The following is a 24,762-nucleotide window of genomic DNA, read 5'->3' as shown; positions in this document are numbered from 1 at the left end:
GGGGATGGCCTCTGCCCCCTGACACGTGGTGGAACGGACTGGAGACCGAACCCGAGCCGGACTTCACTACCGAGGACGGCATCCGTACCTTCATCACCATGGCGGCGGGCCGGTCTTGGGAACCCTGACACCGGCTCGGCCGCCTCGCTGACGTCAGGACGCGCGGATACCTCCTCTATGGCCGGGCGCCCCGCCGTGGGTAAAGAGGAGACCAAGGAAGGGTATGGCGATGCGGATCGGCCCGGTGCCGTCCGCCGCGCGTCGGCATCCTGACGGCGTGACGGTGCCTCCCAGGCTCTCGGTGGTCGTCCCCCTGCACGGCGGGGAGGAACACGCCGAGGAGTGCCTCGAATCCCTGCGCGACCAGACCCTCGACGACATGGAGGTGATCCTGGTCGGCCGCCCGCGGGGCCTTCGCCCGCCCGACCACAGGTTCACGCTCCTCACGCTCGGCGACGGCGGCGACGACCCCGGGACGGCGCGCAACGCGGGCGCGGCCGTCGCCACCGGGCGCTACCTCGCCTTCGCCGACCCCGGCGCGGTCGTCCCCGCGGGCGCCTACCGCGCGCTGGTCGGCGCCCTCGACCACACCGGCTCCGACCTCGCCTGCGGCCGGATCCGCAGCTGGACGCCGTACGCGCCGGGCCAGGCGGCCGTCCCGGCTCCGAAGGCCCGACTGCGGACGCACATCACGCGGCATCAGAAGCTGCTGGACGACCCGCGGGCGGGCGGCACAGTGTTCCGCCGGGAGTTCTGGAACCGGCACGGGTTCGCCTTCCCGGCGGGCCTGGTCGAGGACTTCCCGGTGACGATTCCCGCGCACGTGCTGTCCACCTCGGCCGACGTGCTCGGCGACGTGGTCTGCCTCACGCGCGGGTCCCGGCCGCCGGCCGACCCGCTGCGCCGCCTGCGGGCCATGCTGGAGGTGTCGGACCTGCTCGGACGGCACGCGCCGCAACTGCGCACGGCCTACGACCTGCGCCTGGCGGAGGGGCCCGACCTCGAAGCGGTGCTGGACGCCGTACGCGACCGGGTTCCGGACGGGCTTGCCGAGACGCTGAGCCGCCTGGGCCACCTGGACCCGGGCGCGATGGAACGGCTGCCGGTCCTCAGGCGGCTCCAGATCCACTTCGCCGCGCACGGCATGACCGGCGAACTGGCGGAGCTGCGGACGTTCGCCGCGTCGGAGATCAGGCACCGGGGCGTGCTGCGGCGGGGGCTGAGGCGCCGCCGCTGGTATCTCGACTACCCCTTCCGCCGCGACCCCCGGCTCCCGCGCTCGCTGTTCGACGCCACCCGCGACCTGCGGCTCGTCGCCTGCGTGGACGACGTACGCCACACGGACGGCAGGCTCGTCCTGGCCGGTCACGCGTACATCGCCCATCTGGACAGCGGGCGCAGCCGGATCGAGCTGTGGCTCCAGCGAGGGGAGGAGCGGATCACCCTCCCGGTACGGCGGACCCGCAGGCCCGACGTGACCGCCGACTCCCGGCAGTCGGTCGCCTGCCACGACGACTCCGGCTTCGAGACCGTGGTCGCCCTGGACGCCCTGCCCCGCGGCCGGTGGGCGCTGCACGCGCGGGTCCGGGCGCGGGGCGTGACCCGGGCGGGCCGGGCGACAGGGGCCCCGGGCGAGCGCGTCTTCGACGCCGGGGACGTGCGCGTCTGCCTCACCCGCGACCGCGGGCTGACGCTCGGCCCCCGCGCCGCAGGTGCCCCGCACCACGATCTCGACGGCCAGGTGAACACGGCCCGGTGGACGGAGTCCGGCGAGCTGGTCCTGGAGGGGACGGGCCGGTGCCCGGCCGGCCGGATCGTGCTGGAGCGCGGCGCGGAGCGGCACTCCTGGCCGGTCCGCCAGGACGAGGCGACGTGGACGGCCGCCATCGGCAGGACGGCCGAGGGACTTCCGCTCCGCAGCGGCGTCTGGCGCGTGCTCGCCCTGACACCGGCGGGCAGGGACGAGCGCGTACGCCTGAGCCCGGCCCTGATCGCCGACCCGCCGCGGCCGCGTGTCACCGGGTTTCACGAGATCTCCGTCCGCACCTCGCACGACGGCGACCTGAGCCTCGCCGTGCGCCCGGCGCTCGGCCCGCACGAACGCGGGCCGTACGCGACGCGCAGGCGGCGGGCGGCGGCACGATCCTGGCCGAGGGGCAGGGTGACCCTGCGGAACGCGGCGGTGTTCGACAGCTACGGCGGCGGGCAGTACTCATGCAACCCCCGGGCCGTCTCCGAGGAACTGGCGCGCCGCCACCCGGACGTGGAGATCGTCTGGGTGACCCGGGACGGGCAGTTCGCGGTCCCGCCGGGCGTGCGCCTGGTCCTGTACGGCTCACGCGAGCACGAGGAGGCGCTGCGCACCAGCCGCTTCGTCGTGGCCAACCGGCGCACGCAGCCGGGGTGGTACCGCAAGCCGCGCGGACAGACGGTCGTGCAGACCTGGCACGGCACGCCGCTCAAGCGGCTGGGGCTCGACCTGGAGGGCATGCCGTACGCGCAGCGGGTGCCGCGCGACGAGCTGGCGCGGCAGGTGGCGACCTGGGACCTGCTGCTGTCGCCGAGCCCGTTCGCCACCTCCGCGCTGCGCGGGGCGTTCGGCTACGAGGGGGAGATCCTGGAGTCGGGCTACCCGCGCAACGACGTGCTCTTCGATCCCGCCCGCGCCCGCGCGGCCCGGCGGCGGCTGGGCCTGACCGGCGACCGGCGGGTCATCCTGTACGCGCCGACCTGGCGGGACGACGAGAGCACCGGGCGGCTCGCACTGGATCCGGCCCGGGTGGCGGGGGCGCTGGGCGACGACGACGTGCTGCTCGTGCGGGCGCACTACCTCGTGGCGCGCGACATGACGATCCCGACCGGCGACCGCATCCGCGATGTATCCAAATTTCCGGATATGGCCGATCTCTTGGCCGCCACGGACGTGCTGGTCACGGACTACTCGTCGGCGATGTTCGACTTCGCGTGCACCGGCAGGCCCATGGTGTTCTTCGCCCACGACCTGGAGCGCTACCGGGACGAGGTGCGCGGCTTCTACTTCGACTTCGAGGCTGAGGCCCCCGGGCCCGTCCTCAGGACCGGCGACGACGTGCTCGACGTGCTGCGGCACGGCGACCTCGGGCGGTTCGCGGCGCGCTACGAGCGGTTCGCCCGCAGATACTGCCCCTGGGACGACGGGCACGCCTCGGCGCGCGTGGTCGCGCGCGTGCTGTCATGACCCGCGCCTCCCGGCATGTCGCCGGCCGCCCACCCCGCGGTGCCGCCGCAACGCCGTCGCAGCACATCGCGTTCGAGGCTCCCGGCGCATGCCCCGCCGAGGCGCCCGAGCGGGCCGCCCGGCTGGACCGGCCGGGTGTCGTGACCGTCGTGCCGGCCGTTCTCGCGCTGGCCGCCGGACTGTGGGACCTCGGCGGGCCGCCGCCGTGGCGGGACGAGGCGGCCACCGTCAGCGCGGTCGGCCGCACCCTGCCCCAGTTGGCGCACCTGCTGCAGTCCGTCGACGCGGTGCACGGCCTTTACTACGCGCTGATGCACGTCGTCGCGGGCCTGTCCGGCACCGCCGAGGTGGCGCTGCGGATGCCGTCCGTCGTCGCGGGCGCGCTGGCCGCGGCCGGGACCGGCGCGCTCGGCCGCGCGCTCGGCGTCCCACGGGCGGGCCTGTACGGCGGCGTGCTGCTGGCCCTCATGCCCATCTTCTCCAGGTATGTCCAGGAGGCCCGGCCCTACCCGATGACGGCGGCGGCGGCCGTCGGCGTGACCCTGCTGTTCCTGCGCCTTCTGCGGTCGCCCACGTCGGGGGTCCTGGCGGCGTACGGCGCGGCGCTGACCGTGCTGGCCTACTTCAACCTGTTCGCGTTCCTGGTCGTGGGGGCGCACGGCGTCGCCCTGATCCTGTCCAGGGGGCCGCTGCTCCGGTGGGCGTGCGCGGCGACGCCGGCACTGGCGGCCGTGGCGCCGCTGGCCTGGCTCGGCTCCCGGCAGAGCGCGCAGGTGGGGTGGATTCCCCGGCCGGAGGCGGATGACGTGGGCAGGCTCGCCGTCCAGCTGTCCGGCGACCTCGGAGGGGCGACGGGACCCGGAGTGGCCCCGCTGACCTGGGCGCTCGTGCTCTTCGGCCTCGCGTATGCCGCCGTCGCGGGCGTCCGCCGGGCCCGCGCGGCCCGCGGCGCCGAAAAGCCTGCCGGAAGTCCCACCGGAAAGCCCGCGGAAAGTCCCGCCGAAAGTCTCACCGGAAAGCCCGCCGGAAGGCCCGCGGGAAGTCCCGCCGGAATGTTCTGGGCCGCCGGCCCGGCCGGGAAGGCGCCTGCCGGTGAAGCGGGTCCGGCCCCCTTCGGCCATGCGGCGCTCGTGCGGCTGACGCTGCCGTGGCTGCTCGTGCCAGCTCTGGTGCTGCTCACGGTCTCCTGGGCCGTCCATCCCGTGTACGTGTTCCGCTACGTCTTCTGCTGCGTCCCGGCGGCGGCGCTGCTGGCCGGGGCGGGCCTGGCCGCGCTGCCCCCCGGCCTCGCCGCCGCCGTGCTGGCCGCCTGGCTCGGCTTGTCGGTTCCCGGGCAGCTCGCCACGCGCGGGCCGAACGGCAGACAGGACGACCCACGGCCGGTCATGGCGCTGCTCGCGGCCGAGGCGAAGCCGGGAGACGGGGTGCTGTTCGTCCCCGCCAAGGTCAGGAAATACGAGGCGGTCTACCCGTCGGTCTTCGGCAGGCTCCGCGATGTCGCGCTTGCCCGGTCACCCGAGCGGGACGGCAGCTTCCCGGGCCGTGAGGTGGGCTCCCGGGTGCTCGCGGCCCGGCTCGACGGGCTGCGTACGCTCTGGGTCGTCGGCCACACGGGCAAGAACGCGATGCCCGCCGGCAGGCGCGCCCTGGTCGCCCGTTCGTTCGCCCCGGCCGGTCGCTGGACCTTCCGGGGCCTGTTCGTCGACAGGTACGACGTGCGGGCTCACCGCTCGAACGGCGCCGGGGTGGGGAAGTAGGCCTCCAGGAACCGCGCCAGCAGCGCGTCCTGTTCGGCGGTGGTGGGCGCGGTGTCGTTGAGGCAGAACACGTCGTGCCTGCGCCGGGCCAGCATGCGGCGCAGCTTGGCGGGCGTCTTCGGCAGCGACAGGTCCACATAGGTGTAGTCGACCGTGCCGGGGACCGCCCGCCCGCTCAGGTAGCCGTAGTAGTGCGCCAGCGAGGACACCACCGAGATGTCCCGCGACGTGCGGAACCTGCTGCGGGCGGTCGCCGTGAACTCCGCCGAGAAACGCCCCTCCAGCTCGTACATGAGCGACCGGCGCAGCGCGTACGGCACGTGCTTGAGCTTCTGCGTGATCGTGCGGCCGGTCAGGTCCTCCAGGATGCGCCGGTTGTTCATGCCCGCGGCGTGGACCGGGGACTCCTCGGTCTCCGGCATGCCGAAGGGCACGTGGACCGTGCTGGGGAAGAAGCGGGTGATCCCGTTGCCCTCGAAGAACGTCCGGGGAGGCAGCGGCCGGCCCAGGAAGAAGTCGTCGTTGAAGTACAGGAAGTGCTCGCTGAGCCCGTCGATGTGGTGCAGCTGCGTCTCGATGGCGTGGGAGTTGAACACCGGCAGCACCGACGGGTCGGTGAAGATCTCCTTGTGGTCGACCACCGCCACCATGGGGTGGGTGGTGTCGAGCCACGGAGGCGTCTGGCCGTCGGTGACGATCCACACCCGGTTGATCCAGGGGGCGTACATCAGCAGGGAGCGCAGCGAGTAGCGCAGCTCGTCCCTGCTGGTGAACCGCGCCTCCGTGGTCGCCATCTCGCTCAGCGGCGCGCCGGTGCGCAGCGCCTCGGCGCGCTCGGCCTGGTCGCGGCGCGCCCGCCAGGCCGGGTCGGCGCCGTCCACCCATGTGTAGACGGCGTCGATCGGGAAGTCGATGTCGTCGAGCAGCCGCCGGACGAACTCCGGCCGGGTGCGGTAGGCGCGTGCCCGGCGGGCGGCGCACGCCAGCGGCGTGAACAGCTCCTCGCCGCCGTCCAGGCTGGGACCGTCGGCGGGGACGCGGTCGCAGGCGGGGTTGGGCCTCGGGGCGACCAGTTCGTCGCCCTCCCGGGCCCAGAACTCCAGGTCGCAGCCGCTTTCCGGGCCGAGCGTCAGGGTGCGCGAGGGGCTGGCGAAATACATGGCCAGCCGCACGACCCTGGCGTCGCCGAGCAGCGCCGCCGCCCGCCGCACCGGGCGCATCCGGCCCGCGTCGGCCTGGCGCGCCCGCGCCCCCTGCCTGCCGTACGGCTGCCGCGCCGCGAACAGCGGATGACCGCCGGCCGCGAGCGCGGCGAGCGCGCGCGTGCGGTCGTCCTCGGGCACGGCGACCACCGGCGGCCGGTTCGGCAGGGGGCGCACGCAGAAGTACGGCACACCCGCCTCGGCCAGCAGGCCGCACACGACGTCCAGCGTCTCGCGCTGGGCCTGGAGCGGACCCGCGTCGGCCCGGATGAGCGCGGCCCGCGGTGCGGGCTCCCATGACGGCAGCCGCCCCTGCAGCCGCCGGTACAACGTGACAACGGGCATGGTTTCCCCCTCGAACACGGACTGTAACCGATCGGCGACCGGATTGGCGGATGGTTTACGCAGATGGGGGAGATCGTCAAGAACCGGCAATGAGATGCCCTTCCTGTTACCGAAGAGCACGCGAACGGCTACCGCTTGTAGTCATTCTTGCCTGCATGGGGGGCTTCACGCTGGACGACATACTCGCGACGCGCAAGCCGAGAGACTCGTGGTGGACCGTCTTCATGGTCGATCCGCTCGCCTGCCGGCTCGCGCTGCTCGTGGCCAATCACACCTCGATCACGCCGAACGGGCTGACCAGGCTGTCCATGTTGATCGGCTTCGCCTCGGCGGCCGCCTTCGCGGAGGGCATGCTCGTCGCTGGGGCGGTGCTGTTCTATCTGAGCTTCACGGTCGACTGCATGGACGGGAAGATCGCCAGGCTCAAGGGCACGGGGACGCCCTTCGGCCTGTGGCTCGACTACGTCGGCGACCGTGTGCGGGTGGTCTGCTGCGCCTTCGGGTGGGGGTTCGGGGAGTACAGCCGCACGGGCGACACCGACGTGGTGCTCGCCGCCATCGGCGTCGTCGTGCTCGACCTGTTCCGCTACATCAACGGCCCGCAGCTGAAGCGGGTCAAGGACGCCACGCGTGCGCTGCTCGAGGCGCGGCTGGACGGTCAGTACGTCCTCGCCGAGAGCGTCCTGCGCGCCAGGCCGCGGACCGAGCTGGGGCGGGCCGCCGCGGAGTTCGGCCAGGTCGCGGCCGACGACGGCGCCACGGTGGTCGACCTGCAGAAGGCGTTCCACGCCCGCTTCCCCTGGTACGACCGGTTCCGCGTCTTCCTGGTGCGGCACCGGGTGCGCACCCACATGGTGAGCGGCATCGAGTTCCACGCCGCGGTCTTCGTCGTGGGCCCGCTGTTCGGACCCAAGGCCCTGGTGCCGGTCTCGGCCGTGGCCGGCGCGTTGCTGCTGGCGTTCGAGATGAGCCTCGTCTACCGCGTCTGGCTGGCGGCGCGCCAGGTGCCCAGCACCGCGGCCGAGAAACAGAAGATCCTTGTCTGACCGGCCGTCTCGGCCGGATCCGCACGCTCGTACGGCATGACGCCGTAGGACCCGCGTCACGAGCCGCGCCCGGGGGAGGGCGGCGGCCTGGCGTCTGGCAATTTCACCACGGGGGATAGAACTCATGCATTCGGACAGACCTGTCTTCGTCGTCGGCTGCCCGCGCTCCGGCACCACCATGCTGCAGCTCATGCTGCACTCGCACCCGCGCATCGCGGTCCCGCCCGAGACGCGGTTCCTCGTCCCGGCCTACTTCTCCCGCCGGGCGTACGGCGACATGCGGCTGGCCGACAACAGGCGCAGGCTGGCGACCTGGATCGCCGAGGGCCGGACCACGAAGTTCCACGAGCTCGGGCTGAGCGGCCCCGACTTCGTCCAGGCGGCCATGCTCGGCCCGGGCAGCTTCGGCTCGGTCATCGGCATGGTCTTCAAGTGCTACGCGGAGCGCTTCGGCAAGCCGCGCTGGGGCGACAAGCGGCCCAGCTACTACCGGCACGTCGAGATGCTGATGCGGATGTTCCCCGACGCGCAGTTCGTCCACCTCGTCAGGGACGGCCGCGACTGCGTGGCGTCGCTCAAGCAGATGCCCTGGTACAAGGCGGACGCCGTGCACGCCATGGCCAACTGGGCCGAGGCGATCGACTTCGGCCGCCGGCACGCGCGCAAGCTGCCACCCGACAGCTTCTACGAGCTGCGGTACGAGGACCTCACGGCCGACCCGGAGACCGAGCTGAAGAAGTTGTGCGTGTTCCTCGGCGAGGACTACGACCCGGCGATGTGCGAGCCGCGCCACATGGCCGAGCTGGCCGTGCCCAAGCACAAGGTGTGGCACAGCAACACGCACGAGGAGGTGACCACGGCCCACTCGGGCAAGTGGGCCTCCCGGCTGGAGCCCTGGGAGATCTCGCTGTGCGAGGAGGTGCTCGGCGAGCGGCTCACCGCGTACGGCTACGAGCTGGGCGGCGCGCGCAAGCCCGACCGCGAGCACGTCGCCGCGTTCAAGGCGGCGGCGGCCAAGCGCCGCGCGGCGCGGCTGCGCAAGTACAACCGCGACCGGCTCACCCGGCTGCGCGAGCCCGGCCCGATCGCCGCGCTGCTGACCGAGGGCCAGCGGCGGCTCGCGGGCCTGCCCCAGCAGCGCTCCTACGAACTGCTTCCCCGCTGACGTCCCCTCTCGGCCATCTCAGGCGCCCGGCGGGGGGCCGACCGACGACCGCACGATGAGGCGCGAGCGGAGCGTGTGCGTCTCCCGGCCGGCCTCGCCCCCCCGCACGATGTCGAGGAGCACCTCGGCCGCCTTCGCGCCCAGCCCGTGCACGGGCTGGGCGATCATCGTCAGCGGCGGGTCCATGACCGCCGCCCAGGCGCTGTCATCGAACCCGATGAGCGCGACGTCGCGCGGGTAGGAGAGTCCGGCGGCCCGCAGGGCGCGCAGGGCCCCCGTCACCGCCTCGGTCTCCGTGCAGAACAGCGCGGTGATGCGGTCGGGCAGGGCGAGCATGCGCGCGACCTCCTGGGTCGCCCGTTCCTCCACCTTGCGCCCGACCATCACGAGGTCGGGGTCGAACGGGATGCGCGCGTCGTCGAGCGCGTCGAGGTAGCCGCGCAGGCGCTCGCCGTCGGTCCACAGGTTGCGGGAGGCCGCCGCCAGCAGTTCGCGCCGGGTCGCGGGCGGCTGCTCGACCTCCGGCCCCCAGACGAAGCCGATCCGCCGGTGCCCCGCCGCGATCAGCCGCTCGACCGCCTCACGCGCCGCGTCGCGGTTGTCGATGACGACCGCGTCGAGGTCGAGCGCCGGGATGGCCCGGTCGACCAGGACGACGGGGACGCCGCGCTTCAGCGCCTCCTTGACGTGGCCGACCTCCCGGCCGCTGACCGCGGCGGACGCGATGATCATGCCGTCCACCCGCTTGTCGATCAGCACGTTGGTGGCGGCGACCTCCTCGTCGAGGTTCTCGTAGGTGCTCAGCACGATCGTGTCGAAGCCCCGGGCCCGGGAGGCGTCGCAGACGCCGCGGACCAGTCCGGCGAAGAAGGGGTTGCCGATGTCGGCGACGATCACCCCGATGGTGTGGCTCACGCCGGTCGACATGCTGCGGGCGAGCGCGTTGGCGCGGTAGCCGAGCTTCTCGGCCGCCGCGAGCACGCGTTGGCGCAGCTCCGGGCTGACGTGTCCGTACCCGCCGAGCGTGCGGGCGGCGGTCGCCCTTCCGACGCCCGCCTCGGCCGCCACCTCGGAGATCGTCACCCGCCCGGCGGCCTGGCTCCGCTCAGCTGGCATGGCTGGCGTTCCCTCCCTCTCGGTCTCAGGGCAGCTTATTGACTGCTCCCCCGTCTGAAGCTGGGCGGGGGATTCCTGGCTCACGCTGCCTGGCTGTCCGGCGGACGGTCAGGTCTTACGCGATCAACGCCCGCCGGGTTCAGACCAGCCCGGATGAGCATCACGCGGGCGGAGTTCTTGTCCCTTGAGGAGACAGCTCCGCACGCGTTGCAGGTGTAGGTGCGTTCCGACAGCGGCAGTGCGTGCTTGGTTCTCGCTCCGCAGTGACCGCAGTCCATCGTGGTGTGTGCGGGATGCACGAGGCGGACATCCCGCCCGTGCTTGCGCGCCATCTCGATCAGGGCTCGCTTGGTGGCTGAGATCGCGGCGTCCGCTGCCTTGCGGGCCATGGTGGACTTGGCGAGGAACTTCGGGCGGAAGTCCTCCACCGCGATCACGTCGTGGTCCCTCACGACCTTCTTGGCCCACTTGCGTGCGCCGTCTTGGCGTTGCCGGGCAACCTTTTTGTGCAGCTTCGCGGCCTGCCTCCTGGCACTGCGGTAGCCCCTGGAGGCGGTCTGCCCGCGCTCGGGCTTACGGCGGGCCATCTTCCGCTGGTAACGGGCCAACCTAACAGCGGCCTTGTTTCCGTGCTCGGCGTGCGGGAGGTCATGGTCGTCGCTGGTGGTGGTCGCGGTCTGCTTCACGCCCCAGTCGATGCCGATACACCGCCCTGTGGCGGGCAGCGGCTGCGTCTCGGCGGGGACGACGAAGGATGCGTACCAGTGGCCGAGGCTGTCCCGGTAGATGCGGACGCTGCTCGGTTCGGCGGGCAGGTCGCGGGACCATACCACCGTCAGGGCGATACCTCCGGCCAGGTGCAGGCCGCCGTCTTTGAGGCGGAAGCCGTTCCGTGTGTAGTTCAGCGTCGGGTCGGCCAGATCCTTCTTCTTGAACCTGGGCATTCCCGCTCGCTGCTTCATGGGCAGCCGGGCCTTGATGTCCTTCAAGGCCTTGGCGCGGGACTTGGCGAAGTCCCGGATGGTCTGCTGCTGCGGCACCGACGCCCCCGTGCGTAGCCACTCGTGCTCGGTGCGCCACCCGGTCAGCATTTTGTCGAGCTGAGCCGGGCCGCACGTCTGCTTCGCGTGGTGGGCCGCCCGGGATTGGGCGACGCATTCGTTCCACACCCAGCGGCACCGGTCCCACTCGGTCAGCAGCGCGGCGAGCGCGGCCGACGGCACGCGAAGGCGGTAGGTGTACCGGGCCAGCCCGGACGCCTGCGCTACCGCTGATGTCGTCACACCATCCTCCGGGGCGGCATCACGAACGGCGATCTCGGCGGTGCCGATGACGGCGATCTCGCGGGCGCGGCGAACAGCCTGCGTGATCTCCTGCCTTGAAGTGACATCGTGCCAGCCGTAGAAGCCGCCGGCGGCGTTATGGACGATGTCACGCACCAGGCCAGGCACCTGAAGTTTCTTCGGTCCGTGTTCCCAGCAGGCGTAGCCGTCGCACGGTTGGAGTCCGGACGACCGGAGGGTCTGCGGTTTCTCGCATCTGTGGCACTGCACGATCACCTTCGCGGCGTCTTTACCCTCACTGCCCATGAATTGAATGTCTCCTCCTCGGTTCGCGGGCAGGGGCATCCTCCGGTTCATCTTGTGAGAACGGGCCGTCCGTGGCCGAACGCGCCCTCCACCAGGCACTGCTCGTAGGCCGACCGCGCGCCGTCGTGGAGCGCGCGCTCGACGGCGTCGCGGTCCGGGGACGTGCCGGCGGTCCAGCCGCCGCGCAGCAGTGAGACGGCGAACCCGGTGAGGAACGCGTCGCCGCAGCCCATCGTGTCGACCATCAGGCGGGGGTCCTCCACCCGGCGTGCGGCGGTCGCGACCGTGACCCGGCCGTCGTGCGCGATCGCCCCCTCCACGCCGCGCGTGGCCAGTGCGAGCCGCGCGCCGCGGCGTACGGCCTCGGCCAGCAGCGCCCGCGTGGCGGCCTCGTCGAGGTGCGAGCACGACAGCAGGACCAGGTCGGCGTGCGGGCAGATCCGGTCGAGATAGGCGGGGGAGCGGAACTCGTCCTCGCTGGACAGGTCGAAGCTCACCAGCGGGCCGAGCCCGGCCAGCTTGGGCAGCTCGCTCTCGCTGCGGGAGTACACGCTGGAGTGCACCAGGTCGAAGGAGGCGGCGTAACGCAGCAGGTCGTCGCCGAGGACGAGCGGCTCCCGCAGCGTGACACCGCCGCCGTTCCAGCCGAGGAACACGCGGTCGCCGTCGTCCACACGCAGCGTGGAGACGCCGCTCTCGCCGGCCCGCACGACGCAGCGGTCGATCGCGACTCCCTGGGCGGCGATCGAGGCGCGCAGGAAGTCGCCGAGGTCGTCGTCGCCGAACACGCCCAGGTAGGCCGCCTCCAGGCCGAGACGGCGGGCGTAGACGGCCACGTTCACGCTGTTGCCGCCGGGATACTCCACGCCGCGGTCGACGAACCGGTCGACGATGTTGTCGCCGAAGCCGAGGACTCTCAAAGGACTCTCCTGTGGACGGGCCCCCGCGCAGGCACGCGCGAGGGCCCGGAAGGGGACGGCTGGATCAGTAGTCCATGACGCGGTAGTAGCGGCGCAGGTCGAGCGAGTGGTCGCGCACCCGCTCCAGGTGCTTGCTGACGCGGCTCATGACGGTGTCGAGGACGAGCGGCGCGAGCAGGCCGCGGAACTCCGGGCTGATGCCGTCGAGCGGGTAGTCCTTCGTGTCGAAGACCGTGACGTCCTTGGAGATCCGCTTGGCGAATGCCTCGGCGCGGTCGGTGAGCGCCCTCGCCTCGTCCTCGCCCTGGAAGACGAGCACGCTGGTGTTGTCTTCGAGCAGTTCGAGCGAGCCGTGGAAGAACTCGGCGCTGTGCACCCGTGTGGTGCGCAGCCACTGCATCTCCTCGAGGATGCACATGGAGTAGAGGTAGGTGAACCCCCAGAGGTTCCCGCCGCCGATGAGGAAGTAGTAGTCGCTGTCCTTGTGGGCGTCGGCGAACGCCTCGGCGACCGGCTCGGCCTGCTTGGAGACCTCCAGGAGGATCCGCGGGATGTCGTCGAACTCGGCGGCGAACTTCTCGTAGCCGTCGAACTCGCCCCGCCGCGACAGCAGCCGGCCCATGAAGAGCAGCATCTGCATGTCGAACGGCCACGTCTTGGGCTCGGTCAGCAGCGCGAGGTCGACGTTCTGGGCGATCGGCGAGTCGGGGTAGCCGGTGAAGCCGATGGTGTAGGCGCCCTTCGACTTGCAGAACTCGATGGCCCTGACGACGTCGTCGGTGGTGCCGGAGACCGAGGTGAAGATCGCCACCGAGCGCTCGCCGAGCGCCTTCTCGTCCGCGGCGACCAGTTCGGCCGCGATCACCGCGCGCACGTCGAGGGTGGACCGCTGGCGCGCCAGGCGCTCGTACGGCCACATCTGGGCGTAGGTGCCGCCGGCGCCGACGAGGTAGAGGTTGTCGAATCCCCCGTCCACGAGCCGATCGACCAGTTCCTCGATCCGCGGGCGCAGCGCCACCGCGCTCGCCAGCTGGGAGAGGAATTCCGGCTCGTTGAATCCGAGCATTGTCGCGTCCTTTCGGGATCACCTGCGGACCGGCGGCGCCCCTGCTGCCTGATACCGGTATCACGCGGGGGTCACGCTGGCACAGGTGAACGTACGACGTCAACACCGTGGCCTGCTTTGCGGTGCTCAAGCGGCCTCTATCTGGTGTTTCTTGCCTCCCGCGGTCTCGGACGCGTCGTGCGGGAAAAAATTCTTGAAACAAGTACTGGTACCGGTATCAGATGCTCTGTACAGTCACCCCACACCAGGCGGGTCGTGCCGGGGGCGCGTCCCGGCGGATCCCAGGGCCCCGGCATGCCAGGGGCCCGGCATTTCAGGGCCCCGGCACCGGCGGTCCTCACTCCACCCAGATGGACCAGCCCCCAGAGAGACCAGAGAGAAAGGCAGCCCATGCGCCCTCGCGCACTGACGACGTTCGCGGCACTCGCCGGGATGTCGGTGCTCGCCCTCGCCGGTTGCACCGGCGGCGGGCAGGCGGACAAGGCTCCCGCGGCCGACGTGACCGCCGCCCCCGACTACTCGGGCACCCTGAGCGTCCTCACCAAGTTCGCCGGAGAGCCGCTGGAGCCGTACTTCGAGAACCTGGCCGCCGAGTACGAGAAGCTCCACCCCGGGGTGAAGGTCCAGCTCATCCAGGAGACCGACCAGAGCATCAAGGACAAGACCAAGACGCTGACCGCGTCGAACGCCCTGCCGGACGTCTACTTCACCTGGACCGGCAACTGGGCGGAGAACTTCGTCCGCGGCGGCCGCGCGGCCGACCTGACCAAGATCATCGGACCCGGCACGGAGTGGGGGAAGACCTTCAGCGAGGGGGCGCTGTCGGCCTTCGCCTACGACGGCAAGTACTACGGGATCCCGCTGTACGGCAACGGCAAGTTCATGGGCTACAACAAGGCCGCGTTCGCCAAGGCGGGGGTGAAGGTGCCCGCCACGTTCGAGGACCTGATCGCCGCCTGCGGCCCGCTGCGCAAGGCGGGATACGAGCCGATCGCGTTCGGCAACAAGGACGGCTGGCCGGCCCTGCACTACCTGCAGCAGATGTTCGCCTACGACGTGCCCTGGGACACGCTGCAGGCCGACCTCAAGCCCGCGACGGCGAAGCTGGACGACCCGGGCTACGTCACCGCGCTGACCCGGTTCAAGACCCTCGTCGACACCTGCACCGACACCAAGAGCGGCACCAACGGCGTGCTGTACAGCTCGGCGCAGGAGAAGTTCGCCGACGGCAAGGCGGCCATGTACTACCAGGAGATCCTGGAGTTCGACAACGAGACGGCCAAGGGCAAGCTCCCCACGGACGACTTCGGCATCTTCCAGCTGCCCGCGCCGCAGGGGGCGAAGGGCGACCCCGCGGTGATCGAGGGCGCGCCCGAGGGATATCTGGTCAACGCCGCCTCGCCGCGCATCCCGCTCGCCGTCGACTTCATGAAGTTCGTCACGAGCGTGGAGAACGCCAAGACCCTGTCGTCCCCGCCGTACGGCCAGCCCAGCACGGTCATCGGGGCCGTCACGCCCGAGACCTCCAGCAAGGCGGTCTACGAGGGCGTCGGGCTGGTCAACAAGGCGCCGAAGCTGGCCGCCTGGCTCGACACCGTCACCGTGCCCGACGTCGCCGACGCCTGGCTGTCCGGCGGCGAGGCGCTGATCACCGGCGGCAAGACCCCCCAGCAGGTGCTCGACAGCGTCCGCCAGGCCTCGGCGTCGGCGAAGTAGCCGGAGGAGAGCAGGTGCGCACCATCGGCAAACGGGCGCTCGGGCTCGCGTGGGTCGTTCCCGCCCTCGTGCTGGTCGGGGTGTTCGTCTACTTCCCGCTGGCCGAGAACCTCGGGTTCAGCACGCTCAAGTGGGACATCTACAGCGGCAGCCAGGAGTACGTCGGCCTCGCCAACTACACCAAGCTCGTCGAGGACCCGGTCTTCTGGCGGTCGCTCGGCAACAACGTGCTGTACGCCGTGGTGTCGATCGTGTTCCAGGTGTTCGGCGCGCTCGTGCTGGCCGCGCTCATCGAAGGCGTGCGCGGCGAGCGGTGGCAGCGCGTCCTGCGGGCGATCTACTTCATCCCCTCCGCGATCTCGCTGACCGTCGCCGGCCTGCTCTTCTACTTCATCTACGAGCCCGACCTCGGCCTGCTCAACCACCTGCTGCAGGCGGTCGGCCTCGGCGGGCTCAGCCACTCGTGGCTGGGCGAGGAGAGCACGGCCATGTCGGCGATCATCGCGATGAGCCAGTGGCAGGGCTTCGGCTACTCCACGCTGCTGTTCGCCGTCGCCATCCAGCGGATCCCCCGCGAGATCTACCAGGCCGCGGCCCTCGACGGCACCGGCCCGGTCCGCCGCTTCTTCCACGTGACCGTTCCCCTGGTGCGAGAGATGACCGGCGTGATGTCGATGGTCACGATCTCGGGGGCGTTCCAGGTGTTCAACGAGGTCATGGTGATGACCAGCGGCGGGCCCGACAACTCGACCCAGGTGCTGGGGACCTGGCTCTACCGCAGCGGCTTCGTCCGCAACGACTTCGGCTACGCCGCCGCGATCGCGACCGTCATCTTCGTGATCACGCTCGGCATCGCCGTCGCGCAACTGTGGGTCGCGCGCAGGAGAAGGGTGGAGTGGTGAGTCGCATCGGCTTCCTGGGGGTGATCACCCGGCTGTTCCTGTGGGCGTTCCTGCTCTGCCTCGCGGCGGTGGTGGTCTATCCGCTGCTGTGGATGGTGCTCAACGGGTTCAAGACCAACGGCGAGATCTTCGGGAACCCCTTCTCGCTGCCCTCCCACTGGAGCTTCGACAGCTACCAGAAGGCCTGGAACCGCGGGGTGAGCAACTACCTCACCACGAGCGTGCTGGTCACCGTGACCTCGACGGTCGCGACCGTGTTCGTCAGCGCGTGGGCCGCGTACGGCCTCACCCGGGTGAACATCCCGTTCTCCAAGCTGACCACCGGGATCATCCTCGGCGGCCTGATGCTCGCCCCGAGCGTGGCGCTCGTACCGCTGGTGAAGATGTTCCAGTCCATGGGCCTGTACAACAGCTTCTGGGCGCTGCTCATCCTCTACACGGCCTTCCGGGTGCCGTTCACCACCTTCCTCATCCGGGCGTACATGCTCGACCTGCCGCGGGAGGTGGACGAGGCGGCCGAGATGGACGGCTGCGGCCGGTGGACCGCCTTCTGGCGGATCATCCTGCCCATGTGCAAGCCGATCATCACCTCGACCGTGCTGCTGCACATCCTGTTCGCCTGGAACGAGTACCTGTTCGCGATGGTCTTCACCAGCGGCGCGGGGGTGCAGACCCTCCCCGTCGGCCTGATGAGCCTCATGAGCAAGCACGGCACCGAGTTTCCCGTCGTCTTCGCCGGCATGGCGATCGCCGCCTTCCCGGTCGTGCTGCTGTTCTTCGCCGGGCAGCGTTACATCGTCAAGGGACTCGCGGACGGAGTCGGAAAATGAGCCCCATGCCCCTCATCACCGGATCGAACTTCTCCTACCAGCACCTGCCGTTCGAGCGGTTCCTCGACGACGCCGCCGACCTCGGCCGCGAGGAACTGGAGCTGTGGGGGATCGCCCCCCACTTCCACGTGCCGCAGGTGAGCGACGCCGAGGCCCGCGCCGTACGCCGCCGGGCCGCCTCGCGCGGCCTGCGGGTGCGCTGCCTCACGCCCGAGCAGGTGGCCTACCCGGTCAACATCGCCTCGGCCGACACGCGGCTGCGCGCCTCCAGCATCGCGATGTTCCGCCGGGCGGCGGAGCTGTGCGCGGAGCTCGGCGCCGAGTTGCTCCTGCTCACACCGGGCCGGGGATACGAGGACGAGCCGGTGGAGGCCGCCTGGCGCAGGTCCGCCGACGCGCTCGCCGAGATCGCCGGGTACGCCGAGGGTTTCGGGGTGACCTGCGTGCTCGAACCGCTCCAGCGGGTGGAGTCGAACCTGCTCAACGACTCGCGGGCGCTCGCCCGGATGCTGGACGAGGTCGGCGCGCCGAACCTCGCCGCCGTGCTCGACACCGTGGGCATGGCGGTCGCCGGGGAGAGCGTGGACGACTACTTCGACGCGCTCGGCGACCGGGTCCGCCACGTGCACCTCATCGACGGCCGCCCGGCCGGGCACCTGGCGTGGGGCGACGGGGAGCTGCCGCTGGCCGACTATCTCGCCGCCTTGTCCCGCCGCGGTTATGCCGGGTTCATGACATTCGAGCTGTTCGGCGACGGCACCTACGCCTTCGCCCCCCGGCCCGTCGTGGAACGCTGCCTGTCGGCCGTACGGGCCGCCGTCACGGCGACTCCGTAGCCGCCGGAGAACGCCGGCGTCGCTCCGTGAGGAAGCGGGCGACGATGAAGCCGATGGCCGCGGCGGCCGCCGTCCACACGATCGTCTTCCCCATGGTCTGGACCACCTCGTTCCTGCCGGGCGGGAGCACGACCATCTGAACGGCGGCGCCGACCGGCACGGTCAGTCTCGCGAGCAGACCGATCGCTCCCGGTCGCCTGACGCATGCGCCGACGGCGCCCAGGGGCGCTCCGAAAATGACAGCGGCGATGTACCACAGGGGTGGTTCCGACGCGTACCATTCCCACGCGCACCCGCCACTGCGGATGGTGTCCACGATGCTGTAGGCGGCCGTGGCGGCGAGCAGGGCCAGCGCGCCGGCGGCACCACCCCGCGCCGGTGCCGCGGGACGGCTCTTCCCGGCGCGGGTGACCAGCCACCCCACCGCCACCGCCAGACCCGCCCACGCCCAGCCGGAGTCGAGCAGCACGCTCATGATCTCCGCGACCGACCACCCGCCGGTGGTGTAGGCACGGCCTTCGAGGTCGGCGAAGCTGTCGGAGAGCGCGTTCACCAGGGAGGTCGCCGCGCCGAATGCCGCTCCGATCGCCGGCGCGCTCACCAGGATCTTCGCCCAGACGTCGCTGCTTCTCGCGGTAACCGTCACGTCGCCCTCCGCCCGGGGAGTGGCAGGCGCGACCGCGTGAACGCGGCGCCGCCGAGCGCGGCCAGCAGGGGGAGCACCACGACGAGCAGGCCGACGAGCGCCCAGGGGATCGCGAACACCGGCACATCGGCCTGTGCCGTGGTCATCGTCAAGCCGTCGGGGCCCAGGATGTTCACGGTCTCGCCCGCGGAGGGCCGGGCGGCCGCGATGCCGGGGGCGAAGCCCGCGAGCACCCCCATGACCGAGCCCAGCAGCGCGATCACCAGGGCCTGCCCGCCGACGATCGCCCGCTTCACGCGCGGCGCCGCGCCCACGGCGGACATGGTCTCCAGGTCCGGGCGCGCCTCCGCGGCGGCCAGCATGGTGGCGACGAACGTCATCCCCAGCACGAGCACGGCCGCGGCGATGCCCAGCACCACCAACGGCAGCTGATCGCCCGGGCCGGGTGGTGTCTCGAGCCGTACCTCCGCCTTGGCGCTGATCGCCTCCACCTCGGCGGCGATCCGATCGGCCGTCGCCTTAGGAGTCCGGAAGCCGGCGGGATCGACCAGGAGCATCGCCGGGGCGGTCCGATACCCCTTCTTCTCGACCGTCTCCGGCGAGACGACCGCCCGAGCCCAGCCCTGCCCCTCGGCCGCCCGTACGCCCACCGCGGGCAGGGTGAGCGGAGCCCTGTCACCGGTGCCCAGCCCGCTGCCGGGCCACACGTCGAGGCGGATGTGGCCCTGTTCGACGGCGGCGGGGTCCAGCACGACGGCTTTGCCGCCGCGGAGCGCCGCGACCGCCGCCGGATCCTCGCGCCCGAGGACATAACGGAGCAGTCGCTCGTCGTCGGAGACGAAGAGACCGCCGGTGCCGCCGAGATCCTCGATCAAATGCCATCGGCGAAACGCTTCGGTGTTCGCGAGCGGCATGCTCACGCTGAGCGGCACGCCCGAGGTCGTGGCGAGGGTCCGCGCCTCGATCAGCGGCACCCCGGCCGGCAGTTCCGCCCGGACGGCGGCGCGGACCCGTTCCCACAGCTGGGGAGTGAGGTCCGGCCCGCTGATCGTCAACGTGCCGAGAGGGGACCGCGGGAAGTACAGGTTGGTGGCCTGCTCCTGTGCGATCCGGCTCTCCATCACCACGCCGAGCGCGGTGAGCGCCGTGACCGCGGTCATCACGGCGGCGACGGCGGGCGCCGTACGGCCCCTGTTGCGTGCGGCGTCCCTGGCGGCGAACCGGAGCGGCAGGGGGAGCCGGGCGGCGAGCCGTCCCGCCACGGTGACGACCGTGGGCACCACCGCCACCAGTCCCAGCTGGATGCACAGTGCCGCGGCCGCGATCCAGGCGGTGTCGCGCCGGGCGGTCATGGCGGCTCCCGCGACGCCCACGGCCACGAGCGCCGCTCCCAGCAGCGGCCTGCCGGCCCGGTCGCGGCGGCGTTCGCGCCTGCCCGACAGCACCGCCGTGGCGTCCGTACGGCTCGCCGCGACGGCGGGGGCGAGGGCGGCCAGCAGCCCGGCGACGACGCCCAGCGCCGTGAGCGGCCCGACCGTCGCCCAGGGCACGGTGAACGGACCGGCCAAGGCCCCCCCGAAAACCTCCAGCCCCGGCATCGCCAGTGCCGCGACGCCGATGCCGAGCGCCACCCCCATCCCCGTGGCCGCGACGCCGAAGAGCAGGCCGTCGGCCAGTGCGATCGCGCGCAGCTGTGCGGGTGATCCGCCCTGCACGGCGACCAGCGCGAACTCCGAGGCCCTGCGCCGCCGGCCGATGGCGAAGGCCGGCCCGGCCGAGAGGACGACCTGCAGCAGCGCCATCCCGATCCAGGGGACCGCCTCCAGGAAGCTCCTCGTATCGGTCCAGGCCGTCATGGGAAACCGCGGCGGGGACTGCTCGGCGACCGCCTTGCTGAGGACGAGCAGGCCGCGTTCGTTGAGCCGCCACACGTCGGGCCACGTGACCGGGTGCGGTGCGGCCACGAGCCAGCCTCGCGTGACCAACCCGGGGTCCACCGGCCCGAACACGGCGTCCGGCAGACTGCCGGGAAACACGACCAGGTCAGGCGGGTTACCCGCCGGGGCGAGAAGGACGACGCCGACGACGCGCAGCGGCCGCCGTTCACCGGCGGTGAAGAGGGTCACGCCCGGGGCCAGGTCCGGGCCGCCCCGCCGGGCCGACACGACGGCCTCACCGGGAGCGGCGGGCAGCCTGCCCTCTGTCAGCCGGAAGGTGCCGCGGGAGAGCGGGTCGCGCAGGTCCACCTGGCGCAGAAACCCCGACTCGTAGCCCTGGGGTGTGACGTAGCGAACGTACGCCTGGGACACCGGGATCGCCCGGCTGCCGGGGTCGAGGCGGGTCGCGATCTCCGCCTCGGTCAACGGTGTGCTCCCGTCGCCGCCGGGGATGTTCTCGCCAACGGCGTTCTGGGTGAAGGAGTGCCACCCGCGGGCGCCCATCACGAGCGCGTCGGCCCGGCCGAGCGGGTAGCGCAGCTGGGCGTCGCTTCCCGCGTTCACGGTGGCGACGGCGGTCAGCGCGAAGGTGACGAGGGTGACCGGCAGGGCGATCATCGCGAGGATCAGCGCGCTGCGCCCCTTCGACCGCCGGGCGTTGCGGCGGGAGATCCGCAACGCGGCCCTGACACCCTTCATCGGGCGGTCTCCATCCGGTCGGCGGACTCGGTGATCCGCCCGTCCTTGAGGAAGACGACCCGGTCGGCCCAGGCGGCGTAGCGCGGCTCGTGCGTGACCAGCAGCACGGCGGCCCCCGCGTCGGCACGCTGCCGGAGCACCTGGATGATCTCGTCGCCCGCGCGGGTGTCGAGCGCGCCCGTCGGCTCGTCCGCCAGGAGCAGTCGCCGTTCCCCGACCAGCGCACGGGCGATGGCGGCCCGCTGGCGCTGGCCGCCCGACAGGTCGTCGGGGTACCGGTCGCCCAGGTCGGCGAGCCCGACCTCCTCCAGCACCGCCATGGCCTCCCGCCTGGCCTTCGCCGTACGGACGCCGTCCAGCTCGCGCGGCAGCGCGACGTTCTCGGCGACGGTCAGCGACGGGATGAGGTTGAGGTCCTGGAAGACGTAGCCGGCGCTCCTGCGGCGCATCGCGGCCAGTTGCTTGAGGGACAGATCCCGCAGCTCGCGGCCTTCGAGCGTCACCGACCCCTCCGTCGGGCGGTCCAGCCCGCCGGCGAGGTTGAGCAGGGTGGACTTGCCGGACCCGGACGGGCCCATGACAGCGACCAGCTCCCCGGCGCCGACGTCCAGGCTGACGCCCCGCAGCGCGTGGACGGCCCCCGCCCCCTCGCCGTGGACGCGTACGACGGCGGTCATGCGCACGACCGGCGCGCCGTCCGGTGCGGGTAACCGGTCCGGAGGTCGGTTTTCGGTCACGGAATCTCCTCGGAGGGACGGGCGAGGACGGCCTCGCAGTGGTCGAGCCAGCGTTGCTCGGCCTCGGCATGGAAGATCATCGAGTCGACGACCAGGCGCTGTGCGGTCTCGGCGGACGCGTCGAGGCTCCGCAGGGCGCGGGTGAGCTCCTGCAGGCCCCGCATCGTCGCGGACCGCTGGGCCCGGATCACCGCCGCCACGTCCACGCCGGGCGTGGTGACCGCCATCGCGAGCTTGATGACGAGCTCGTCGCGGGGCCGGTCGGCCCGGGAGACGGGTTTGGCGAACCACCGGTCGAGCTCGTCGCGGCCTTCGGGGGTGATGGCGTAGCGGACCCGGCCCTGCTCGTCCTGTTCGCTCTGGTCGTCGCGGGACACCAGGCCGTCCCGTTCGAGGCGGGACAGCGTCGTGTAGACCTGCCCGATGTTCAGTGGCCAGGTCGTCGCCGTGGACGCCTCGAACTCGGCCCTGAGCTGGTAGCCGTAGCGCGGGCCCCGGCTCAGCAGGGCGAGCAGGCCGTGTCGTACCGACATGAATACTCAGTATGCATACTGAGTATGCTTCCCGCAGCGGTTCGCCCGGAAAACCCGGAAAAACCCGGAAAAGACGGAAGGCCGGCGCCGCACGGAGCGGCACCGGCCGTGACTAGATCAGCGGATCAGCGGCGGATGGCCTTGGCGAGGATGGCGACGAAGGCCGCGAAGCCCAGGCCTCCGACGAGGACGGGCGCCATGATGACGGCGTCGGGGTCGGGTCCGGTCAGGTAGCGGATGCCCATGCCGATGAACAGCAGGCCGCACAGCAGCGACATCCAGTCCGTACGGTGCGCCCGGCGCGGGCGCTCGGGCCGCGACTCAGGCCGCACGGCGCACCTCCACGTCGCCGAACCCGGCCTTGACGTGCAGCTCGATCGTCGGCGCGTCGCCCTCGACGGGTGTCTCCGGCTCCAGGACGCGGTCGAACTGCACGTCGCTGCCGTCCTCGACCTTGTGGTCGATCTTCACCTCGCCCAGCTTGGCGGAGCCATGCACCTCCACGCGGGCGGTCGCCGGGACGATCACCGTGAGCTGTCCCAGCGACACCGAGGCGTCGAACCTGACCCGGCCGCCCGGCTTGAGCGTCACGTCGCTCAGGTCGAGCTTGCCTTCGCCGATGCCCAGCTCGTAGGTGCCGGGCGACCGGACGGAGCCGACGGGGTGCCAGACGAAGCTGCCGACCTTGCGGGGAATGCCGTTCACCGTCGAGCTTCCCACCAGCACGAGGGCCACGATCGTCCCGGTGGCGATCAGCGCCGCGCCGCGGCCGAACCACGCCGCGACCAGCAGGCCCGCTCCGATCGTGACGAGGACGGCCCCGCCGACGACCGGCAGGCCGACCGAGCCGGAGCCGGTCCGCTGCATGGTGACCATGATCCCTCCAACGATCAGGGCGAGGCAGATGGTGAGGCCGCCGACGAACGACCTGGGACGCTTGGGCTTCGCGGGCCGCGGAGGCGGCGGCGTGGGCGGGGCGTAGGGGCTCGGCGGGTAGGGCGCACCGTAGGGCTGCTGGTACGGCTCCCGTCGCGTGTAGGGGCCGTGGGGGGCGAAGGGCTCTCCGGCTCCGTATCCATGCCCTCCGGCACCGTATCCTCGCATGCCGTGCCCGGGGTCCTGGGCGCCGCTGCGGCCGTACGCGCCCGCGCGCGCCTCACGGGCCAGGTCGGACAGCCGCCGGTAGCCGTCTCCGGCCGGAGGCGCGGAGACGGAGGGCCCCGGCGCGCCGGGGGCCCAGCCGGCCGGCGCCCCGTAAACCTCCGGTCCCGGGGTGTTCGGGGCCGAGGTGTTCGGGGCCGGGGTGTTCTGGGCCGGGGTCCGCGAGTCGCGGGTGTTCGGGCCGGGGATGTGCGGGCAGGGGGTGTTCGGGTCGGGGGTGTTCGGGCCGGGAGCGGGCTCCGCGGCCAGGCGGGCGACGGATTCGAAGGGCCGGGTCGGCGGGTCGCCGACGGCCCGCCCGGCCGGTGCCGCCGCGTCCTCGGCGACGGCCTCCTGGACGAGCGTGTCGTCCACGGCCGTGCCCTTCGCGGCCGTGTCCTTTGCCGCCGTGTCCTTTGCCGCCGTGTCCTTCGTCGCTACCGGGTCCTGGATGATCGTGTCGTGGATCGCGGTGTCGTCCGCGGCTCTGTCCGCGGCTCTGTCCACGGCTCTGTCCACGGTCGTGCCGGGGGCGGCCGGGCCGGTGGCCGCGGCGTCCGGCGCGGGCGCCTGCTCGGCGGCCCCCTGCGGCGCCGGTGTCTCCTGGAGCGGGGTCTCCTGGAGCGGGGTCTCCGCCGGCGGCGCTCCCGCTCCGGAGGCCCCGGCCGCCGCCCCGTACGGCCCGGGCACGTACGGCTCCTGGGCGGCAGGCCGAGTGAAGGGCGTGAACGGCGCGAAGTTCGGGGTGGCCCGGGTCATGCCGCGCCGTCCGGTCGCCCGCTCGGGCATCGACTTGGCCATCGTCAGCAGGTCGACGCCGCGCGCGTGGGCGGCCATCAGCACGATGGCCAGCAGGGTGCCGACCACGATCGTGCCGCGGTTGATCCCCCCGGAGGCGACGTTGATGATCAGGCCGAACGCGAAGACCGCGGCCAGCAGCGCGAGCACGGTCTCGGCGTCGAACAGCCGCCGGGTCCACTGCTCCAGGTGGCCGGGGCCGCCGTCCGGCCGGCGCATCAGCAGGAACGCCGCGACGTACAGCATGATGCCGATGCCGGAGGCGAGGACCAGCACCGCGAATCCGACCCGGAAGAGCACGGGGTCCATGCCTGTGAACCTGCCGAGACCCGCGCAGACGCCCGTGATCACGCGTCCGTCCCGGGAGCGGCTCAGCGCCTTCTCGGGCTCGGGCGTGCCGGCGGGGTCGGGAGCGGGGGTCGGTGGTGCCTCGGTCATGGTCCCATCCTGGCCTCGCCCGCCGCCCCCCTGCCATCGGGGGAACCCCTGACTCGTCCCCGACCCCTCAGGGGCGGCGTCAGGGCTCTCGGATGCCGAGCTTGAGACCTATGTAGGCGATCCTGGC

General features: G+C 72.1%; 19 protein-coding genes. 8 read left to right on the top strand and 11 right to left on the bottom strand.

Going from position 1 to position 24,762, the window contains the following annotated elements; translation table 11 throughout:
* Positions 1-277 precede the first annotated feature (277 nt).
* Both ABZ857_RS02130 and ABZ857_RS02125 read left to right on the top strand, forming a co-directional pair.
* Positions 278-3,217 carry a bifunctional glycosyltransferase family 2 protein/CDP-glycerol:glycerophosphate glycerophosphotransferase gene (locus ABZ857_RS02130; RefSeq protein WP_357036025.1) on the top strand — a complete coding sequence of 980 codons (2,940 nt, stop codon included), beginning with the start codon at positions 278-280 and terminating at the stop codon, positions 3,215-3,217.
* Positions 3,214-4,974 carry a glycosyltransferase family 39 protein gene (locus tag ABZ857_RS02125; protein WP_357036022.1) on the top strand — a complete coding sequence of 587 codons (1,761 nt, stop codon included), beginning with the start codon at positions 3,214-3,216 and terminating at the stop codon, positions 4,972-4,974. Before ABZ857_RS02130 ends, ABZ857_RS02125 begins: the two co-directional genes overlap by 4 nt.
* On the opposite strand, the gene ABZ857_RS02120 is transcribed toward ABZ857_RS02125, so the two are convergent.
* Positions 4,941-6,521 carry a stealth family protein gene (locus ABZ857_RS02120; protein WP_357036019.1) on the bottom strand — a complete coding sequence of 527 codons (1,581 nt, stop codon included), beginning with the start codon at positions 6,519-6,521 and terminating at the stop codon, positions 4,941-4,943. The two genes, ABZ857_RS02125 and ABZ857_RS02120, sit on opposite strands and share 34 nt — an antisense overlap.
* A 155-nt stretch (positions 6,522-6,676) precedes the next feature.
* Between ABZ857_RS02120 and ABZ857_RS02115 the strand changes: the two genes are divergently transcribed.
* The gene (locus tag ABZ857_RS02115) at positions 6,677-7,567 is read left to right on the top strand and encodes a CDP-alcohol phosphatidyltransferase family protein (RefSeq protein ID WP_357036016.1); all 891 of its coding nucleotides are present in this window, start codon (positions 6,677-6,679) and stop codon (positions 7,565-7,567) included.
* A 124-nt stretch (positions 7,568-7,691) separates the two neighbouring features.
* Positions 7,692-8,732, top strand: a complete 1,041-nt coding sequence (locus ABZ857_RS02110) for a sulfotransferase (protein ID WP_357036013.1) — start codon at positions 7,692-7,694, stop codon at positions 8,730-8,732.
* 18 nt (positions 8,733-8,750) lie between these two features.
* On the opposite strand, the gene ABZ857_RS02105 is transcribed toward ABZ857_RS02110, so the two are convergent.
* The 4 genes from ABZ857_RS02105 to ABZ857_RS02090 all read right to left on the bottom strand — a co-directional run bounded on the left by ABZ857_RS02105 (position 8,751) and on the right by ABZ857_RS02090 (position 13,423).
* A complete protein-coding gene (locus ABZ857_RS02105) occupies positions 8,751-9,848 on the bottom strand; it encodes a LacI family DNA-binding transcriptional regulator (RefSeq protein WP_357036010.1) in 1,098 nt (365 codons plus the stop codon).
* 80 nt (positions 9,849-9,928) lie between these two features.
* A complete protein-coding gene (locus tag ABZ857_RS02100) occupies positions 9,929-11,437 on the bottom strand; it encodes a transposase (RefSeq protein WP_357036008.1) in 1,509 nt (502 codons plus the stop codon).
* A gap of 47 nt (positions 11,438-11,484) precedes the next feature.
* A complete protein-coding gene (locus ABZ857_RS02095) occupies positions 11,485-12,357 on the bottom strand; it encodes a PfkB family carbohydrate kinase (protein WP_357036005.1) in 873 nt (290 codons plus the stop codon).
* Positions 12,358-12,421: 64 nt separating this feature from the next.
* Entirely contained in the window at positions 12,422-13,423 is a 1,002-nt protein-coding gene (locus ABZ857_RS02090; RefSeq protein ID WP_357036002.1) for an SIS domain-containing protein, read from the bottom strand.
* A 390-nt stretch (positions 13,424-13,813) separates the two neighbouring features.
* Between ABZ857_RS02090 and ABZ857_RS02085 the strand changes: the two genes are divergently transcribed.
* From ABZ857_RS02085 to ABZ857_RS02070, 4 genes are read left to right on the top strand one after another with little or no spacing between them, the layout of a single operon-like run.
* Positions 13,814-15,139: an ABC transporter substrate-binding protein gene (locus tag ABZ857_RS02085; protein ID WP_357035999.1), complete on the top strand. Its 1,326-nt coding sequence runs from the start codon at positions 13,814-13,816 to the stop codon at positions 15,137-15,139.
* Between the two features lie 14 nt (positions 15,140-15,153).
* The gene (locus ABZ857_RS02080; protein ID WP_357035996.1) at positions 15,154-16,041 is read left to right on the top strand and encodes a sugar ABC transporter permease; all 888 of its coding nucleotides are present in this window, start codon (positions 15,154-15,156) and stop codon (positions 16,039-16,041) included.
* Positions 16,038-16,871 (top strand): carbohydrate ABC transporter permease, encoded by an 834-nt coding sequence (locus ABZ857_RS02075; RefSeq protein WP_357035994.1) that lies wholly within the window; start codon positions 16,038-16,040, stop codon positions 16,869-16,871. The genes ABZ857_RS02080 and ABZ857_RS02075 overlap by 4 nt, the downstream gene beginning before the upstream one ends.
* The gene (locus tag ABZ857_RS02070; RefSeq protein WP_357035991.1) at positions 16,868-17,707 is read left to right on the top strand and encodes a TIM barrel protein; all 840 of its coding nucleotides are present in this window, start codon (positions 16,868-16,870) and stop codon (positions 17,705-17,707) included. The genes ABZ857_RS02075 and ABZ857_RS02070 overlap by 4 nt, the downstream gene beginning before the upstream one ends.
* Here ABZ857_RS02070 and ABZ857_RS02065 read toward each other — a convergent pair.
* From ABZ857_RS02065 to ABZ857_RS02040, 6 genes are all read right to left on the bottom strand, one after another.
* Positions 17,691-18,353 (bottom strand): hypothetical protein, encoded by a 663-nt coding sequence (locus ABZ857_RS02065; protein WP_357035988.1) that lies wholly within the window; start codon positions 18,351-18,353, stop codon positions 17,691-17,693. The genes ABZ857_RS02070 and ABZ857_RS02065 overlap by 17 nt on opposite strands.
* Positions 18,350-20,989, bottom strand: a complete 2,640-nt coding sequence (locus ABZ857_RS02060) for an FtsX-like permease family protein (protein WP_357035985.1) — start codon at positions 20,987-20,989, stop codon at positions 18,350-18,352. The genes ABZ857_RS02065 and ABZ857_RS02060 overlap by 4 nt, the downstream gene beginning before the upstream one ends.
* On the bottom strand, positions 20,986-21,666 hold the full coding sequence (locus ABZ857_RS02055) for an ABC transporter ATP-binding protein (protein WP_357036229.1): 681 nt from the start codon (positions 21,664-21,666) through the stop codon (positions 20,986-20,988). Before ABZ857_RS02055 ends, ABZ857_RS02060 begins: the two co-directional genes overlap by 4 nt.
* A gap of 56 nt (positions 21,667-21,722) precedes the next feature.
* Positions 21,723-22,259, bottom strand: coding sequence for a PadR family transcriptional regulator (locus ABZ857_RS02050; RefSeq protein ID WP_357035982.1), 537 nt, complete (start codon positions 22,257-22,259; stop codon positions 21,723-21,725).
* 125 nt (positions 22,260-22,384) lie between these two features.
* Positions 22,385-22,591, bottom strand: coding sequence for a hypothetical protein (locus ABZ857_RS02045; protein ID WP_357035979.1), 207 nt, complete (start codon positions 22,589-22,591; stop codon positions 22,385-22,387).
* A complete protein-coding gene (locus tag ABZ857_RS02040) occupies positions 22,581-24,635 on the bottom strand; it encodes a PspC domain-containing protein (RefSeq protein ID WP_357035976.1) in 2,055 nt (684 codons plus the stop codon). Before ABZ857_RS02040 ends, ABZ857_RS02045 begins: the two co-directional genes overlap by 11 nt.
* Positions 24,636-24,762: the final 127 nt, after the last annotated feature.

The sequence above is a fragment of the Microbispora sp. NPDC046933 genome, from assembly GCF_040644635.1.
GTDB lineage: Bacteria > Actinomycetota > Actinomycetes > Streptosporangiales > Streptosporangiaceae > Microbispora.
This window is presented reverse-complemented; position numbering and strand designations above follow the sequence as displayed.

Excerpts from the sequence above, each read along its gene's own strand:
- ABZ857_RS02055 (WP_357036229.1), bottom strand. The coding sequence starts at position 21,666 with ATGACCGCCGTCGTACGCGTCCACGGCGAGGGGGCGGGGGCCGTCCAC.
- ABZ857_RS02115 (WP_357036016.1), top strand. The coding sequence starts at position 6,677 with ATGGGGGGCTTCACGCTGGACGACATACTCGCGACGCGCAAGCCGAGA.
- ABZ857_RS02070 (WP_357035991.1), top strand. The coding sequence starts at position 16,868 with ATGAGCCCCATGCCCCTCATCACCGGATCGAACTTCTCCTACCAGCAC.
- ABZ857_RS02090 (WP_357036002.1), bottom strand. The coding sequence starts at position 13,423 with ATGCTCGGATTCAACGAGCCGGAATTCCTCTCCCAGCTGGCGAGCGCG.
- ABZ857_RS02110 (WP_357036013.1), top strand. The coding sequence starts at position 7,692 with ATGCATTCGGACAGACCTGTCTTCGTCGTCGGCTGCCCGCGCTCCGGC.
- ABZ857_RS02120 (WP_357036019.1), bottom strand. The coding sequence starts at position 6,521 with ATGCCCGTTGTCACGTTGTACCGGCGGCTGCAGGGGCGGCTGCCGTCA.
- ABZ857_RS02040 (WP_357035976.1), bottom strand. The coding sequence starts at position 24,635 with ATGACCGAGGCACCACCGACCCCCGCTCCCGACCCCGCCGGCACGCCC.
- ABZ857_RS02085 (WP_357035999.1), top strand. The coding sequence starts at position 13,814 with ATGCGCCCTCGCGCACTGACGACGTTCGCGGCACTCGCCGGGATGTCG.
- ABZ857_RS02100 (WP_357036008.1), bottom strand. The coding sequence starts at position 11,437 with ATGGGCAGTGAGGGTAAAGACGCCGCGAAGGTGATCGTGCAGTGCCAC.
- ABZ857_RS02050 (WP_357035982.1), bottom strand. The coding sequence starts at position 22,259 with ATGTCGGTACGACACGGCCTGCTCGCCCTGCTGAGCCGGGGCCCGCGC.
- ABZ857_RS02105 (WP_357036010.1), bottom strand. The coding sequence starts at position 9,848 with ATGCCAGCTGAGCGGAGCCAGGCCGCCGGGCGGGTGACGATCTCCGAG.
- ABZ857_RS02060 (WP_357035985.1), bottom strand. The coding sequence starts at position 20,989 with ATGAAGGGTGTCAGGGCCGCGTTGCGGATCTCCCGCCGCAACGCCCGG.
- ABZ857_RS02125 (WP_357036022.1), top strand. The coding sequence starts at position 3,214 with ATGACCCGCGCCTCCCGGCATGTCGCCGGCCGCCCACCCCGCGGTGCC.